Raw genomic sequence first — 16,317 nt, 5'->3', positions numbered from 1 at the left:
AATAGTCAATGGTCATTAGTCATTAGTCATTGGTTATTGGTTTAGAAGTCAAAAATTAAACCTTCTGCCTTAAATAAAAACCAATGGTTTATCCTTAAAAGGGGCAAATGCTTCTGCATCAAATCGATATAAACTAGCTGGACGCCCTGCACCTCGCGATACTTTAATCCCTGTATCACATAAAAAGCCTAACTTGAGTAAACGCGCCCGAAAATTAGAATAATCGGAAAAATTCTCTCCTAAAACGGTAGTATACAACTGATATAAATCATTTAAAGTAAAGGTTTCTGGCAAAACTTCAAAAGCGACCGGACTGTACTCCAATTTATTTTTTAAACGTCTGTGTCCGTATGCCAAAATTTCATTATGGTCAAAGGCTAATTGTGGGACTCGTTTGACTGGATACCAAGCGATACCAGCAACTTTGTCAGCAATTAATTCGGCTTCTTCATATCGCACTAAAGCAAAGTAACTGACACTGAGATAACGCACCCCATAACTATCAGTTGCTTCTCTTGGGTCACGGCTAGGTCCACCAAAACTATATAATTGCTCTAAATAAAGATTCTTGACCTTGATTTTTTCAGCTAGAATGCGATAGGCTGCGTCTTCTAACGATTCGCCTCGACGTACTAAAGTACCTGGAAGACCCCAATAATTTACATAGGGTTCCTGTTGTCGCATGATTAATAGTACTAGGAGTCGATTTTGAGCAGTATCTACTGAAAAAATTACATTGTCAACACCAACTTTGAAATCAGCCAAAGGTTGTTGATTTAGCGTATCTGCAAGCTTTTTCTGGATGCGTCCTGGCATTTGTACAAATGCTGTTGATTAATATAGTCAATTACAGGGGGCGTGAGAGCTTCGGAATCTCCACTGTTACGATAAGCTGTAGAGGATACATCTGGAGCATGTAACTCAGCGATCGCTATTTTTGCTCCGAGATCTTCCACTGCCTGTAAATTGGATTGATCTATGATATATCCCGGTCGTGGTATAACCAAAAGTTGGACTTGGTGTAATAAATCTTCAACTCGATACCAGCGTGGTAGTTGAGAAAGTAAATCTGAACCTATCACCAAAGTAAATTCTGTTTCTGTTCCCCAACGCTGTTTGGCTTTATCCAAAGTTTCTAAGGTTCTGAAACTGCTGAGTTCTTGTTCCAGACTAATATTATGGTGTGGTAAATATATATCATTTATGAGTAGATGTAACATTGCTACCCGATGCTGCAAAAGTGTTTGATGCGATTTAAAAGGATTATCAGCCGCCCAAATGACTACACGATCATAATGCTGTGACAACCATTTAATAATCGCTTGATGTCCAGCCGTTGGTGGATCAGCACTAGTTCCAAATAAAGCTATTTTCATTTTTTGGTAATTGGTAATTGATAATTGGTAATTGCTTATTGATTACTAACCACTAACCAATGCTGGTTTTTTCTTGGTTTCTTCTGTCAATCTATGTAATTTTTCAGATAATATCATTTGTATTGATATGGGATTTTCTAAATATCGAGTTTGTTCGGGTAAACTTGCTACGGAGGCGGCGGTACGGTGACGAATTGTTGCTAAGTTTTCTGGTGATTGCATCCGTTTTCCTGCTTGCATGAATAGTTGCAATAAAGGTAGTTCTCCCAAATTAGTTTCATCTGCTAATCCCAAACAATCTATTTTCACTTTACCTGCTACGGAAGAACGAAAAACTTGTTTGCGTCCCGGATAAGTCATCTTACCACTCGATTCTTTCATTACCGGAATGCCATTAATTTCTACTAATTTATAGACTCCATTTACAGGTTTTCCTGTTACGAGTTTGGTTCCCACGCCATAGCTATCAATCTCAGCACCTGCATTTTTTAAAGATAGAATTTCTTGCTCATCTAAGTCACCACTCGCAACTATTGATACACCTGGTAGAAGCGATCGCACTTTTTTTGATAATCCTACTAAATCACCAGAGTCTAATCTCACACCATTCAATTTCATTTTTCCAGAGTTGATTTTAAGAGCTAATCGTTCAGCAGCAGCAATGGTATCGTAAGTATCAATTAACAAGGTTGCACCTGGAAAATATTCTTGAAATGCAGCGAAAGCTTGATCCTCGCTACCTTCGGTTGCTGTTAGTGCCATTATCAAAGCGTGCGCCATCGTACCACTTGGCTTCTCGCCCAGTTGTAGCGCTGTCAACACATTTGATGTAGCATCAAAACCAGCTGCTAATGCTGCCCTTGCTGCCCACAACGCGCCTTGGGGACTAAACGCTCGTCGGGTACCAAATTCCAGCAAATTTGCTCGTTCACCTGCAACATCACGCATTCTAGCAGCCCGTGTGGCAATTAATGTCTGGTAGTTGAGGGTATTAAGTAGATAAGTTTCCACCAGTTGTGCTTGCCATAAAGGTGCTTCTACCCGTAAAAGTGGTTGATTGGCAAACACTGCTGTACCTTCTGGTACTGCCCATACATCCCCGCTAAAACTTCCTGATTCTAGCAGTGACCAAAAGCGTTGTGGTGCATGAGCAAAAATTCCCGTCGAACGCAAAGCTTCTATATGAGTGGAAGTAAAGCAAAATTTTTCTAAATATTCCAACGCCTGAGCTAGCCCCATGGCGATTAAATAGCCAAAATCCTCTGGTAATTTTCTAACAGATAACTCAAAGCTTGCCCGTTGTTGTTCTACGCCTTCACCAGCGTAACAAGCTGCCATTGTCAGCTGATAAAGGTCTGTCAGTAGGCTGTAATCTTCTGCACGCGGAATTAATTCCTGGTTCAATACCCCTGGGTAACACGTCATGCGATCGCCCCCCTTTTTTTAGGATGCTTATTTATTTTATGGTAGTTTTCACCATAAATAATGTCAATAACTAGACATAGATTTTCCAAAAACTTAGGAATTAAAGGTTTTAAGAGAAACAATAATATATTTATTGCTAATAATTTAACTTTTTGTAATAGTTGTAATTAGTACATTAGCTAAAAATTTATAGAATTTTAAATATGTAAAGCCGCCTCCACAAGGGAAGACGGCTGATTCTGTATTTTATTCATTAGTTTTCTACTCAGCAACTAATGAATAAATTTATTTTTGCTGCTATGAACTTGAGATTAGTCAATCTTTTTCTTGATATTGTCTTTGACGTCTTCTACAGAGTGACGTACTTCGCTTTCTGCTTGCTTTGTTTTACCTTCTGCTTTATCTTCTGGATCTCCAGTTACATTTCCCAATGCTTCTTGAGCTTTGCCTTCTACATTTTTAGCTGTAGCTTTTGCCCTATCTTCTAAACTCATAAATCAGTCCCCTTTATATAAGCTTTATTTTCAAAGTTACCGTAAATCGATGAACAAGTTTGATTTGTTTAGCTTTGATGTTTACAAATTAACCTATAATTTTGGCTTTAGCCTTCTTTCCACAGACATATTAGTTACTCTATAGAAAGAGAGAGGACAAATATATTGGTTATATTATTTCTTATTTGAGTATCAACAAATAAATATCAGGGATCAACTAAAAACTAACAACTAATAACTAATAACTAAAATAATTTCATATATAGCAATCATAAATGAGTTGTGAATATTGAGAAAACAAGATCCCTGACTTCACAAAAGAAGTCAGGGATCTTGTTGTTCATGTTGGCGCAGCCTGCCCAAAGGGCTAATGATTTAGAAATGCTATATAGGAATCTTATTTGATTTTTGCGAAGCTAGGTAAACTTTCTGTTCCCTGTTCCCTGTGTTCACGATTAAATTTATAAACCAAACCGGATTTCTATAAAAAACCCGGCTTTTCAGTAAACCGGGTTAATAAATTAAATTATATTTAATTCTTCTTTTCACTAATCCAGATAACCCATCAAAAATTCGGAATCATCAACAGTATTTGATGCTACTGGACGATTACCCATTACAGAATAGGTTTCAGAAACTATCAAAGAACTAGAAGCAATAGGACGAATTCCAGACAAATTCATTGTATCAACTACATGCATTGTGTTTGCGCCAATGGGACGCAAACCCATAATGTTAATTGTTTCTACAACTTCCAAGCTACTTGTGCCAATGGGACGTATACCAGCAATCGAGACTGTTTCTGCTACTTGCAAATCGCTAGCAGCAATGGGACGTGTTCCAGCAATGGCAAGTGTATCAGTTACTTCTAATTTATCGGACGAGTTTGCTTGCTCTGTATTTGAGTTTTCAAGTTTATTATTTTCAACTTCCATTGTAGTTTCCCCCTTTAATTTGGCACGCTTTTGGCTAGGACTTACTGCCTTACCATTGCTGCTGACAGCCATAAACTAATACCTCTAGATTGTTAAGGATTTTTTACAAAAATTCAACCTAAGTGAAGTTTTTTCTATATATCTCAGTTTAACTTTAAAAAATATTGTATATCTATAAGGTTGTTTAAAAACTACACATAAGTAAAAATCAATAGGTTAGGGATAGGGGATAGGAGATCAGGAATCGGTGTTATACCAATTAAATATGAAGCTGCACATTATTTTAACCCCTCCCAACCTCCCCTTACCAAGGGGAGGTGCCGAAGGCGGTGGGGTTCTTTCTATGCATCTTCATATGGAAATGGTATTAGGACATTAGTTATTTTTCTCTTGTATTTCTTTATCTTCCTTGTCCCCCTTGTCCCCCTTGTCCCCCCAATCGCCGGTCTCTATTCGCTACTATGAGATAGGTATTTAGGGTATTTAGAGCAACACTGCATGACAAAATTTTGTCTTCAAGCACCCTTCAGTCCAACCGGCGATCAGCCACAAGCGATCGCACAGCTAGTTAGTAGTATCCAAAATCACAATCATTATCAGACATTACTAGGCGCAACCGGAACCGGGAAGACATTTACAGTCGCATCAGTGATTGAAAAGGTCGGTAAACCGACATTGGTACTGGCGCACAATAAAACCCTCGCAGCACAGCTTTGTAATGAGTTGCGAGAATTCTTTCCTAACAACGCAGTTGAGTACTTTGTTAGTTACTACGACTATTATCAACCAGAAGCGTACATTCCTGTTACCGATACTTATATTGAAAAAACAGCCTCTATCAACGATGAGATAGATATGTTGCGACACTCAGCAACGCGATCGCTCTTTGAACGTCGTGATGTGATCGTTGTTGCGTCGATTAGCTGTATCTATGGTTTGGGAATTCCCTCAGAATATCTCAAAGCTGCGATTCCCTTTCAAGTAGGAATGGAAGTTAATCAAAGACAAATTTTGCGAGATTTAGCCTCAGTTCAATATAGCCGTAATGATATAGAAATGGGACGGGGACGGTTTCGCGTCCGGGGTGATGTCCTCGAAATTGGCCCAGCATACGAAGATCGGATTATTCGCATCGAGTTCTTCGGTGATGAAGTTGACGCCATTCGTTACGTTGATCCGGTGACGGGTGAAATTCTCCAGAGTTTACAAGCAGTGAACCTCTATCCTGCGCGTCACTTTGTGACACCAGAAGAAAGATTAGAAGAAGCATGTGATGCGATCGCTCAAGAATTAAAAGAACGTAAAGCAGAGTTAGAATCAGCCGGGAAATTACTCGAAGCGCAAAGAATAGATCAGCGTACCCGCTATGATTTGGAAATGTTGCGCGAAGTCGGTTATTCCAACGGTGTGGAAAACTATTCTCGTCACCTTGCAGGAAGACAAGCTGGTGAACCACCAGAATGTTTAATTGATTATTTCCCCAAAGATTGGTTGTTAGTTATTGATGAATCTCACGTTACCGTACCTCAAATTCGGGGTATGTATAATGGCGATCAAGCTAGAAAAAAAGTCTTGATTGAGCATGGTTTTCGCTTACCTAGCGCTGCGGATAACCGACCTTTAAAAGCAGAAGAATTTTGGTCAAAAGTTAACCAGTGTGTTTTTGTTTCTGCGACGCCAGGAAATTGGGAATTAGAAATTTCCGAGGGACATATAGCCGAGCAAATAATTCGACCAACTGGCGTTCTTGATCCAGAAATTATTGTGCGTCCTACAGAAGGACAAATTGATGATTTATTGGGTGAAATTAAAGACCGCGTAGACCGTAATGAACGAGTCTTAATTACGACTTTAACTAAACGCATGGCAGAAGATTTAACCGATTATCTGCAAGAAAATAGTATTCGGGTGCGGTATTTGCACTCTGAAATTAACTCGATTGAAAGAATAGAAATTATCCAAAACTTGCGCGACGCTAATTTTGATGTGTTGGTTGGTGTCAACTTGTTACGGGAAGGTTTGGATTTACCAGAAGTTTCTCTAGTTGCAATTTTAGATGCAGACAAAGAAGGTTTTTTACGTGCAGAACGTTCCTTAATTCAAACTATCGGGAGAGCAGCACGTCACGTTCGAGGACAAGCGATTATGTATGCAGATAATCTCACCGATAGCATGATTAAAGCCATTGATGAAACCGAACGCCGTCGGGGTATTCAAATGGCACATAACAAGATGCACGGAATTACACCGCAGCCAATCGTGAAGAAATCTAGTAATGCAATCTTGTCTTTTTTGGAAGTTTCTCGAAGATTAAATTCTCAAGAAATAGAAACAGTTGATCAACATATAAATGAACTACCGTTAGAAAATATTCCACAGTTGATCACACAACTGGAAGCACAAATGAAAGAAGCGGCGAAGAAACTAGAATTTGAGGAGGCGGCGAAGTTACGGGATAAGATTAAGCATCTGCGAGATAAATTGGTGGGACGTTAAGTTAGAAATTTTGAACACTGCACTTTTATTCTCTACATCTGACTAAATCCCCGCTTTGCTACTAAACCGCCTTGGAATGAAATTCCAAGGCTGATAGCTAAATTCTACTGAAGTAGACTAACTGATATCTTGCACAAACCCCATATCCCGCCTCAGAAGTAATTGGTGAGGCTAATAGCATAAGTCAGTTAAAACGGACTCAAACACCGTCCTAGTCAGATTTATCTGACTTTAGCTATTAGCCAATAAATTTATTTATTGGCGGAATGAAAAGCTGATGCAAGATATGAACTAATAGACTAAACTACATATTTCAGTCCACTTAAGTGGACTTAAGCTATTAGCCCGGAACTTTAGTTCTGGGCGGGATGACAACCCTCAGCAATTATCCTGGCATTAAGTGAATGCATCGGCTTACATTGTGAATGCATCAGCTTACATTGTGAATGCATCGGCTTACATTGTGAATGCATCGGCTTACATTGTGAATGCATCGGCTTACATTGTGAATGCATCGGCTTACATTATGAATGTATCGACTTACATTGTGAATGCATCGACCTACATTGTGAATGCAGCCGTCTGCACAAGTTATTTAACAACATCTTCTATTGACAAAGCCAGATCCCCGACTTCTTCAAAAAGTCGGGGATCTTGTTGCTCAGGTGATATTAATAATAGACGCAGACAAATTATCTGGTAAAACTTTACGTTTTTCAATTATGCTTTCTGTTTCCGAATCATTATAATTACTTGTGCTAGTGCTGTTATCACCAATTACACTGTTCTTGTAGTCATGCCAAAATTGCGTCCATGCAGATGAGTTTGGCAAGGTATTGTTATGATTCTCATTTGTGGAATTGGGATTACTAGCAGAAGTAACAATATCCCTATTTATATAGCTACGACTCCAAGTAGAAGTAATATTATCAAAACTAGAAATAGCACTCATGTTAGTGTCATAACTTAAGCTATGAGTTTTGTTTTCAGTTATAGAAGTACTACTCTCGCTATAGTTTGCAGCTTGCGTTGTGGTATTTCCTGATGTTTCTGCTAGGATTTGACGTATTTGAGCATCACTTAGGTTGGGGTTAGCACTCAGCATCAAAGCAACTACACCCGCGACATGGGGAGCTGCCATTGATGTGCCACTATACAAGGCATACTCGTTACCTGGAAGTGTAGAATAGACATTGACTCCGGGTGCTGTGACGTAAGTAAGTTGATTTGCTCCCGCACGGTTAGAGAAGTCTGCAATATTTTTATTTTGATCTACCGCACCAACCGCAATTCCATATTTGTCTGCATAACGAGCAGGATAGGCTGGTTGTGAACCACCATCGTTACCAGCTGCCATAACCACAATAACACCTTTGTTGCTAGCATATTCAATTGCTTTTTGCAGTGTATCGTTAAAACGTCCACCACCCAAACTCAAGTTAATTACATCAGCACCATTATCTACAGCGTAGTAAATTCCACTAGCGATCGTACTATTAGAACCTGAGCCTTCGTCATCTAAAACTTTCACTGGCATAATCTTAGAATCATAGGCAATACCAGTGACACCATAGCCATTGTTCACTCCAGCAATAGTACCAGAGACGTGAGTACCATGACCATAGACATCTAAAGTACTGTTGTTGTTGCCGTCAAAATTCCAACCGTAGTAATCATCAATATAACCATTGCCATCATCATCTTTGCCGTTACCAGCAATTTCTTTGCTATTTGTCCAAATATTAGAACTCAAGTCTTGGTGATTGTAGTCTACTCCGGTATCTAAAACAGCCACAACCACGCCTTTACCTGTATATCCCTGCGCCCAAGTTTCTGGTGCTTTTACCAAATCAGCTCCCCAGTTGTTTCCACCCAAGTCAGGAACATCAGCAAAGGTATTTTGATTGGTAGCTTTAGCCACTGCTGCGGAAGCATTAATTAAGCCATAACCAGAAGTAGAATTATATCCTCCACTTGCTGTGTTGGTAATAGTAATTTCCCGTGCTAAAACGTTATTTGTATTACTAATTTCTAGTACATTATCTAAAGCATCGGCTCTGTATAATATGTAGTAGTTTCCGGGCGCAAGATTACTATCTATACTCACATTTTGAGATTGAGAAGTAGAACTACCAGATCCAAGACTACCAAGCCAGTTCCAACCTAAAAGAGAGTCATCGCTACTAATATTTTTGTCTTTAGAAATATAAAAATCTGTATAGTTAAATCCAGCACTATTTTTACCTTTATTTTTTACTTGATAAGAAACTTGAATAGTGCTACCTGCATTTGCCACACTAGGAGCAAATGCATTTTGTATTACTAAGTCTACTGCGGTTGCTTGAGATGATGCGGAATTTTTTGATTTACTATTTTTTCGTCGCTGATCACTAACATCTGATTCTAGAGTATTTTCAGTTGTTTGAAAGCTACTACGATTACTGTAATGCAAATAATAATCATCTTGAGAACTGAAATCATCTGCTGAGTATTTAGGAGTAATATTTAGCCCGTGTTCATCAAACAAGTTTTGACTATTACTTTGATTGGGCATAAGTATTTTCTCCTTTTAAAAAGATTTATGGCATTAAACTATCTCCCTCTTTGCCAATAATTACTATATAATCATCCTCGAAAATGCTAATTGTTTTACAAATGAGTTTGTTTGGATTTGATAATTCAAGAAATGCAAATATAAACAATAATTTTGTATATTGCACAACTCAAATGATGTAGCGATCGCTTGGGTATAAATAAAAAATCGTTGGTTTCCTATCCAATATAAAAAGACGTTGCACTGCAACGTCTCTACAATTTTTGATTGATGCTTGATTTTCTTATTTTTTAAACAATATTATTAGTTGTCCCATCCCAATAACTAAAGTTTGCTTCAATTTGATTCCAAGACAATTCGATAATACTCGGTTTAGAAGTGCCGTTATCGATACCCCACGGATTAAATAGTGTAAAGATTTGAGTTGAAGAATTGTAACCTACTAATGCATAAGCATGACTAGCAATAATATTTGCATCAATCACTGCTGATTTTGTACTCAAACCAATCATTTGCCTAGAATTGAAAGCATTCACTATTGAGTTAAAATTAAGTAGATTGGCGAGAGAAGTGTTTAATCCTGTGATATTTGTGAGTGCATCACTGACGTAACCACCATTACCAATGCCATTATAAGAATTGGTATTATCTTGATAAATCCACCCAGATTCGTTAAGTTGAGCGTAAGCTTTCTCAGCCAAAGCTAGCCATAACTCGTTATCAAAATTTCCGTAGTAATTACCTTTATTTCCGTAAACAAAATATCCTTCTTGATTGGTAGGTAAATATCTATCTACCGTCACATAATCAGCAATTCCATAATTGTAAAAACGCACGGTGAAAGTTTGATCACCGTTGTCAATAAACATATTCTCAATCATGCTACGTGAACGAAAAGCAGTTGCTGCTAAACCTGTGAGGAAAAAGCAGTCATTAATACTACCTTGTTTAATATCTTGATAAGTAATGCCATTTTGAAACAAAGAACCATTAGCATATTGATAATTGTAGGAACTTGTGGGGCGATCGCTACCCAAAAACCACTTGCTAATTAAGTTCTCAAGTTGAATATCACTGCTACCTGCATACAAACTACCTAGCACACTTCCTTGATAACTTTGATTAGCAAGATCAGAATTAACTACTTTGTTCGATAAAACACGTACATAATCTGGCATTCTGAACAAAGAAGAATTATTAACTAATGTACGCAAATCTGTTAATTCGCTACTATCAACAAAACTGCTATCTTTTGCTTCTCGAAAAATAGCAATCATATCGTTGCGGTCAAGGACATTATCTGTAAAGCGCTGTCTTGCAGCTTCACGTATACCTGCATCTTGAATATTCAAGTCAAACCAGTCTTGAGTGGAAACAGGTACAATACCAAAACTGTTTTGTATAGTGTCTGTACTAGCACCTGATTGATCGTAGGCTTTTGCTGATAATACATAGTCGCCAACACCAAGACCAGATAAACTGTATTCAAAACTGGCGTAGCGGTTATCGTTACTATTGGCGATAAAATTCACTGTATCGCCGATATCTTGCCATTCACCACCATTTTTTTGCAACCTAAAAGCTACTCGCGCTAAGTCACCTGCACCATTACCATCAAAGATACTGGTGTTTTTCAGATTAACTGTTTCGCTTTGTTGATAAGTGGTTTTACTAGTGCTTAATTGTAATGATTGTGGCGCTTCGTTGCCAGAAAGTTTTAAGTTGTAGTAAGTACTTTTCTTCTTATTGACTCGGTAAACCCGAATATAGTAGCTACCAGCATCTAAATTTGCACTGATGGACTCTGTCTTTTTTTTACTATTATAAGAAGCTGAAATCACATAACCACTACTATTTAGCAGTTGTAAATTAGCATCAGCCGACAAACCATCTACAACTAAGTTCAAGCTACTACGATTACTGAGATTGAAACTGTAGTAATCGTTTTTATCACTCTTTCCTACCCAATCTCTAAAGTTTTGGTTGATATAATTAACATTCAAATTTCGAGAATTATTTAAATTGTTACCTGCGAAATCTGCTGGCATAACTGTATATTTAGAAATCGTGAAATTAATAATTTTGGCATCAAGGAAAACCAAAACCCTCAATAATAAGGGTTTTGGTTTTGATGACTTACCAGAATTTAACAGCCGTATCTCTATGCTGCTGTCGATGGAAGTAAAACAGGTATAGAAAAAATACGTATATTTTAAAACTTGATAAAGTGAATTATTCAGTAATGCTATTGTTAGTATAGACAGCAAACTTACGGTCTATACATCAATACGCTTGGTGTTAAGCCCACAATTTTTTGTAGAGACGCGTAGCAAGATTCCACAGGGTAATTTCGCGTCTCTACATACCAATTTTATGTACTAAAAACCTTAACCAAGTAGTATTAGTTAGTGATGTTACTGGTCTGGAAATAGATAAAATGATAGATTAATTTCGATTAATTTGTTAGGTAGTAGACAAATAACCTCGACAACTCTTGCAAAATTGGGGTTCTTGTTTTTCACGTCTCTACTTTTGGAATATTTAATAAATATATAGGTATTTGCACCATTGATGGTTTATATTTAGCGAGAGAGTCTGACATATATCTCTGCATCTCTACTTAAACTTATGGGGTTAGAGGCAAGTCAAGTTTACTCTCAAGTCTCAAAAAGCAAAGTAGGGAAGCTGAAGCAGAAGTGTAGCTGGACTGCTAAATCAACGTTGTTTGTATTGTTGGCTCAACTGGTACACATAAACATTAAACTTAATATTCCAGCGATCGCATTACCTCTAGCTTAAAACCAACCATCATGTCTAAGGTTCTCGTCTCCGATCCAATTGACCAAGCAGGGATCGACATCTTATCCCAAGTCGCTACTGTTGATGTCAAAACAGGCTTAAAAGCAGAAGAGTTAGTACAAATCATTGGTGAATACGATGCACTGATGATTCGTTCTGGAACCCGCGTCACCAAAGAAATCATCGAAGCTGGGACACAGCTAAAAATTATTGGCCGCGCTGGCGTCGGTGTAGATAACGTGGATGTTGCTGCTGCGACTCGTCAAGGAATTGTGGTAGTTAACTCTCCAGAAGGAAACACAATCGCTGCTGCTGAACACGCAGTGGCGATGATGTTGTCTTTGTCTCGTCATATTCCCGATGCAAACGCTTCTGTAAAACGCGGCGAATGGGATCGCAAAACCTTCGTTGGTGCTGAAGTCTACAAAAAAACTATCGGGATTGTCGGTTTGGGTAAAATTGGTTCCCATGTTGCTGCTGTTGCTAAAGCAATGGGAATGAAATTGCTTGCTTATGATCCGTTTATTTCCACAGAACGAGCTGAACAGCTTGGTTGTCAACTAGTGGATATGGATTTATTAGTGCAGCAGGCAGATTATATTACCCTACATATCCCCAAAACTCCAGAAACCACTCATTTAATTAATGCCAATTTGTTGGCAAAAATGAAACCCACCACCAGAATTATTAACTGCGCTCGTGGTGGCATCATTGATGAAGAAGCTCTCGCAACTGCTATTAAAGAAGGTAAAGTTGCAGGTGCAGCCCTCGATGTATTCGATTCAGAACCACTGGGAGAATCAAGTTTAAGAACTTTGGGTAAAGAAGTCATCTTGACTCCACACTTGGGTGCTTCCACAACAGAGGCGCAAGTGAATGTGGCTATTGATGTTGCTGAACAAATCCGGGATGTATTGTTAGGATTACCAGCGCGATCGGCAGTAAATATTCCAGGATTAGGGCCAGATGTTTTAGAAGAACTCAAACCCTACATGCAACTAGCCGAAACCTTGGGTAATCTTGTCGGACAACTAGCAGGCGGTAGAGTAGAATTACTCAACGTTAGCCTGCAAGGTGAACTAGCAACCAACAAAAGTCAGCCGTTGGTAGTCGCATCCCTCAAGGGACTTCTATTCCAAGCACTGCGAGAACGGGTAAACTACGTTAACGCCAGCATCGAAGCTAAAGAACGTGGAATCCGCGTGATTGAAACACGAGATGCATCAATCAAAGACTATGCTGGTTCAATACATTTAGAAGCCACAGGCTCTTTGGGTACTCATGCTGTCACAGGCGCTTTGTTAGGTGACAGAGAAATTCGCCTCACAAACCTCGACGGTTTCCCAATCAACGTTCCCCCCAGCCATCACATGCTGTTTACTGTACACCGGGATATGCCAGGAATCATTGGTAAACTTGGTTCCCTACTAGGCAGCTTTAATGTCAATATTGCCAGTATGCAGGTAGGCCGGAAAATCGTTCGCGGTGATGCGGTGATGGTTCTCAGTCTTGATGATCCCTTACCCGATGGCATTTTGACCGAGATTACCAAAGTACCTGGAATTCGAGATGCGTATACTGTAACACTTTGATCAGGGAATAGAGATCAGGGATTCTCCTTACGGAGACGCTTACGCGAACGGGGATCGGGGAATAGAGACAAGGAGGACAAGGAGGACAAGGGAGAATTATTTAAGTCTCTTCCCAATCGCCGATCCCCAATCCTCGATCCCCAATCCCTAATCCCCGAACGCGAGTGCGTCTCCTCTGGAGAATCCCCAATCCCCAATAAATTCATGGCTAACACTTGGTGGGAATTACAAATTATTTGTGAACCAGAACTAGAAGATAGTGTCTTTTGGCGACTGGGAAATTTTGGCTGTCGCGGTACAGCAAGCGAAAAAAAGGGAAATCACAGTCTGATTAGGGGTTATTTGCCGATCTTTCAAGCACAACTTTTGGATTTAGCAGCACTATCAATGTGGTTGCGTCAAGACGCTTTGTGTATGGAAGTTAGTGAACCTACTATAAATTGGCAGTTCATTGACGAACAAGATTGGGCAAGTAGCTGGAAACAATACTGGCTACCGCAAGAAATAGGCGATCGCTTCTTAATTAATCCTGCTTGGTATCCGGTTCCAGAAAAGAGCGATCGCTTAATTATCCGTCTCGATCCTGGTATGGCTTTTGGTACAGGGAACCATGCTACAACTCAGTTGTGTCTGGAATCCTTGGAAATGCGATTTTCCCAAGCCCCTGCTGCTTTTGTTACAGAAAAAGAGCAGATAAAAGATACGGTAATTGCTGATATTGGTTGTGGCTCTGGTATCCTTTCTATTGGGGCATTACTACTAGGAGCCAAGCAAGTCTACGCGGTAGATACTGACCCCTTAGCGGTGCAATCAACTCAAGAAAATCTGTTGATGAACGATATTGATGCCGAACGCTTAGTTGTGGCACAAGGTAGTGTAGATATTGTGGCAAAACTCATCAACGCACCATTTGACGGTATAATATGTAACATACTAGCAGAAGTAATTATTGAACTGGTTCCCCAAATGAGTGCGATCGCCAAACCCAGCACTTGGGGAATCTTCAGTGGTATTTTAGTCGAACAATCGAAAGCCGTTGCTGATACTTTAGAAAAACATGGATGGGTGGTTGCTACTCTGTGGAAACGCAAAGAATGGTGTTGTTTAAACGTGCGGCGTTCTTAAACATCACGTCCGATAAAAAGAACACCAACGCGCCGAACAGGAACGCCAACACAAAGAAGCAGCACTACAACAACCTAAAAAAAGTTATCACCTTTAGGTATAGAGACTATATAGCAGTTCTCGGTTGTGTCCAATACGTACCCCACCCCTTAATCCCCTAAGCGCAAGCGCTTAGGGGAGGTTTTGCGTCAGCAAAGCCGGGGTGGGGTTCCGACTGTATTGCAATCGAGTGAGAAGTGCTATAGCTGAAGTGTCTGACGTCAGTTTCAACACCACCGCTTCATGGCGTTACATCTTTGGGCGGTGTCAATCTTAAATTTACAGTATAAGATGTTTACTATATTGCCGATCTGACCTCAGTAATCCTATCATTTCCAGTTATGAGTATTAGTAGCGCTAGGTTCTATTTACCAAGAGTATTTTTGTATTTAGGTTTAGTATGTGGAATATCAAGTGCGATGATCTCCGACACTGCTTATTCTCAAACTAATTCTAGGGTTTATTTGAGGATTACTGCACCTAAAGGCACGTATTTTAAGAGGGAGATTAACTGGTATAAGCAAGCACCTGATATCTATTTAGATAGCGAAAGGTGTTATGTTGGGCGAAGTCAAGAATTTCTCGTCTCATCTATTCGCCCTCCGACAGGTATGCAACCAATCAGAGAAAATGATTTTAATTCAAAGTTCTTCGGTAATATTGAGTACCCCAGTGCTTACTGGGAAGTAACGTTCCAAACCCCAATTACATGTGGCGGTCAGGAGAATGCCGATACAGGTCCTTGGTATATTTATCGCAGGCATGTAGAACGAGTTCGCAGATAAGTCATATCATATTCATCCTACCCTTGGAAGGAGTGGGCTTTTCTGTCGCCGACTTTCTGTAAAAACCTGTGGTATTTGTTAAGACAATGGCTGGTAAAAATTCCAAACTTAGTCAATTTAAAGAGCGCGAAACCTATACTCAGTTTGTTCAAAAGCAAGTGTGGAGGAAAGTAGAGGCTTATCAAGCTGAATATCCCCAACACAAGTTTTTCTTGATGGCATTTGGTAACACGACTCAGCCTTTAACTCCGACAGTGGAAAAAGCCTTAATCGATTCAGCCCATCGTTTAAGTAATCCCAAAACTTACACTGGATATGAAGACATCATTGGAAATCCAAATCTAAGGCAAGCCATTTGCACCGATTACTATGGAGAGAAGCTAGGTGTTGAAATCGATCTAGAAGACGTTTTTATCAGTGATGGTGCTCAATCTACTTCGGTTAATATACAAGAACTGTTCGCTGAAAATAGCAAAGTTGCCATTCCTAACCCAGTTTATCCTTCCTTCATTGAGGGAACTTTACTGGCAGGTCGTCCACTAATTTATTTGCCTTGTGATGAGACCAATAATTTTGTACCAAACCCACCAAAGGAAAACGTAGACCTGATTTATTTATGCTTTCCCAATAACCCTACAGGGACAGTAAGCTGTTCAGCATTTAAATTGGGTATAATAAAAAGCCGAATTCAGTAAAA

General features: G+C 39.4%; 14 protein-coding genes. 7 read left to right on the top strand and 7 right to left on the bottom strand.

Going from position 1 to position 16,317, the window contains the following annotated elements:
* Positions 1–69: 69 nt before the first annotated feature.
* The 5 genes from AC5JMK_RS19380 to AC5JMK_RS19360 all read right to left on the bottom strand — a co-directional run bounded on the left by AC5JMK_RS19380 (position 70) and on the right by AC5JMK_RS19360 (position 4,302).
* Positions 70–816 (bottom strand): NUDIX hydrolase, encoded by a 747-nt coding sequence (locus tag AC5JMK_RS19380; RefSeq protein WP_495910830.1) that lies wholly within the window; start codon positions 814–816, stop codon positions 70–72.
* Positions 777–1,376, bottom strand: a complete 600-nt coding sequence (locus tag AC5JMK_RS19375; protein WP_495910829.1) for a nicotinate-nucleotide adenylyltransferase — start codon at positions 1,374–1,376, stop codon at positions 777–779. The genes AC5JMK_RS19380 and AC5JMK_RS19375 overlap by 40 nt, the downstream gene beginning before the upstream one ends.
* 45 nt (positions 1,377–1,421) lie before the next feature.
* The gene (locus AC5JMK_RS19370; protein WP_495910828.1) at positions 1,422–2,801 is read right to left on the bottom strand and encodes a nicotinate phosphoribosyltransferase; all 1,380 of its coding nucleotides are present in this window, start codon (positions 2,799–2,801) and stop codon (positions 1,422–1,424) included.
* A 311-nt stretch (positions 2,802–3,112) separates the two neighbouring features.
* The gene (locus AC5JMK_RS19365) at positions 3,113–3,295 is read right to left on the bottom strand and encodes a CsbD family protein (RefSeq protein ID WP_096675439.1); all 183 of its coding nucleotides are present in this window, start codon (positions 3,293–3,295) and stop codon (positions 3,113–3,115) included.
* A 548-nt stretch (positions 3,296–3,843) separates the two neighbouring features.
* Positions 3,844–4,302 carry a hypothetical protein gene (locus AC5JMK_RS19360; protein WP_096675438.1) on the bottom strand — a complete coding sequence of 153 codons (459 nt, stop codon included), beginning with the start codon at positions 4,300–4,302 and terminating at the stop codon, positions 3,844–3,846.
* Between the two features lie 426 nt (positions 4,303–4,728).
* On the opposite strand from AC5JMK_RS19360, the gene uvrB reads away from it, so the two are divergent.
* Positions 4,729–6,726, top strand: coding sequence for an excinuclease ABC subunit UvrB (gene uvrB, locus AC5JMK_RS19355; protein ID WP_096675437.1), 1,998 nt, complete (start codon positions 4,729–4,731; stop codon positions 6,724–6,726).
* A 400-nt stretch (positions 6,727–7,126) separates the two neighbouring features.
* Positions 7,127–7,429, top strand: a complete 303-nt coding sequence (locus AC5JMK_RS19350; RefSeq protein ID WP_495910827.1) for a hypothetical protein — start codon at positions 7,127–7,129, stop codon at positions 7,427–7,429.
* Here AC5JMK_RS19350 and AC5JMK_RS19345 read toward each other — a convergent pair.
* A complete protein-coding gene (locus tag AC5JMK_RS19345) occupies positions 7,388–9,280 on the bottom strand; it encodes a S8 family serine peptidase (RefSeq protein ID WP_096675435.1) in 1,893 nt (630 codons plus the stop codon). The two genes, AC5JMK_RS19350 and AC5JMK_RS19345, sit on opposite strands and share 42 nt — an antisense overlap.
* Before the next feature lie 290 nt (positions 9,281–9,570).
* A complete protein-coding gene (locus AC5JMK_RS19340; protein WP_495910826.1) occupies positions 9,571–11,328 on the bottom strand; it encodes a C2 family cysteine protease in 1,758 nt (585 codons plus the stop codon).
* A 19-nt stretch (positions 11,329–11,347) separates the two neighbouring features.
* On the opposite strand from AC5JMK_RS19340, the gene AC5JMK_RS19335 reads away from it, so the two are divergent.
* The 5 genes from AC5JMK_RS19335 to AC5JMK_RS19315 all read left to right on the top strand — a co-directional run bounded on the left by AC5JMK_RS19335 (position 11,348) and on the right by AC5JMK_RS19315 (position 16,315).
* A complete protein-coding gene (locus AC5JMK_RS19335; protein ID WP_495910825.1) occupies positions 11,348–11,476 on the top strand; it encodes a hypothetical protein in 129 nt (42 codons plus the stop codon).
* 614 nt (positions 11,477–12,090) lie between these two features.
* Positions 12,091–13,671, top strand: coding sequence for a phosphoglycerate dehydrogenase (serA, locus tag AC5JMK_RS19330; RefSeq protein WP_495910824.1), 1,581 nt, complete (start codon positions 12,091–12,093; stop codon positions 13,669–13,671).
* A 204-nt stretch (positions 13,672–13,875) separates the two neighbouring features.
* The gene (gene prmA, locus AC5JMK_RS19325; protein WP_495910823.1) at positions 13,876–14,796 is read left to right on the top strand and encodes a 50S ribosomal protein L11 methyltransferase; all 921 of its coding nucleotides are present in this window, start codon (positions 13,876–13,878) and stop codon (positions 14,794–14,796) included.
* A 380-nt stretch (positions 14,797–15,176) separates the two neighbouring features.
* Positions 15,177–15,620 carry a hypothetical protein gene (locus tag AC5JMK_RS19320; RefSeq protein WP_096675431.1) on the top strand — a complete coding sequence of 148 codons (444 nt, stop codon included), beginning with the start codon at positions 15,177–15,179 and terminating at the stop codon, positions 15,618–15,620.
* Between the two features lie 68 nt (positions 15,621–15,688).
* Positions 15,689–16,315 (top strand): aminotransferase class I/II-fold pyridoxal phosphate-dependent enzyme, encoded by a 627-nt coding sequence (locus tag AC5JMK_RS19315; RefSeq protein WP_495910822.1) that lies wholly within the window; start codon positions 15,689–15,691, stop codon positions 16,313–16,315.
* Positions 16,316–16,317 lie beyond the last annotated feature (2 nt).

The organism is Pelatocladus sp. (assembly GCF_059505505.1).
This window is presented reverse-complemented; position numbering and strand designations above follow the sequence as displayed.

What these genes read in the sequence shown, in the direction of transcription:
- AC5JMK_RS19370 (WP_495910828.1), bottom strand. Translation starts at nt 2,801, where the DNA reads ATGACGTGTTACCCAGGGGTATTGAACCAGGAATTAATTCCGCGTGCA.
- AC5JMK_RS19360 (WP_096675438.1), bottom strand. Translation starts at nt 4,302, where the DNA reads ATGGCTGTCAGCAGCAATGGTAAGGCAGTAAGTCCTAGCCAAAAGCGT.
- AC5JMK_RS19340 (WP_495910826.1), bottom strand. Translation starts at nt 11,328, where the DNA reads ATGCCAGCAGATTTCGCAGGTAACAATTTAAATAATTCTCGAAATTTG.
- prmA (WP_495910823.1), top strand. Translation starts at nt 13,876, where the DNA reads ATGGCTAACACTTGGTGGGAATTACAAATTATTTGTGAACCAGAACTA.
- AC5JMK_RS19320 (WP_096675431.1), top strand. Translation starts at nt 15,177, where the DNA reads ATGAGTATTAGTAGCGCTAGGTTCTATTTACCAAGAGTATTTTTGTAT.
- AC5JMK_RS19380 (WP_495910830.1), bottom strand. Translation starts at nt 816, where the DNA reads ATGCCAGGACGCATCCAGAAAAAGCTTGCAGATACGCTAAATCAACAA.
- AC5JMK_RS19345 (WP_096675435.1), bottom strand. Translation starts at nt 9,280, where the DNA reads ATGCCCAATCAAAGTAATAGTCAAAACTTGTTTGATGAACACGGGCTA.
- serA (WP_495910824.1), top strand. Translation starts at nt 12,091, where the DNA reads ATGTCTAAGGTTCTCGTCTCCGATCCAATTGACCAAGCAGGGATCGAC.
- AC5JMK_RS19375 (WP_495910829.1), bottom strand. Translation starts at nt 1,376, where the DNA reads ATGAAAATAGCTTTATTTGGAACTAGTGCTGATCCACCAACGGCTGGA.
- AC5JMK_RS19365 (WP_096675439.1), bottom strand. Translation starts at nt 3,295, where the DNA reads ATGAGTTTAGAAGATAGGGCAAAAGCTACAGCTAAAAATGTAGAAGGC.
- uvrB (WP_096675437.1), top strand. Translation starts at nt 4,729, where the DNA reads ATGACAAAATTTTGTCTTCAAGCACCCTTCAGTCCAACCGGCGATCAG.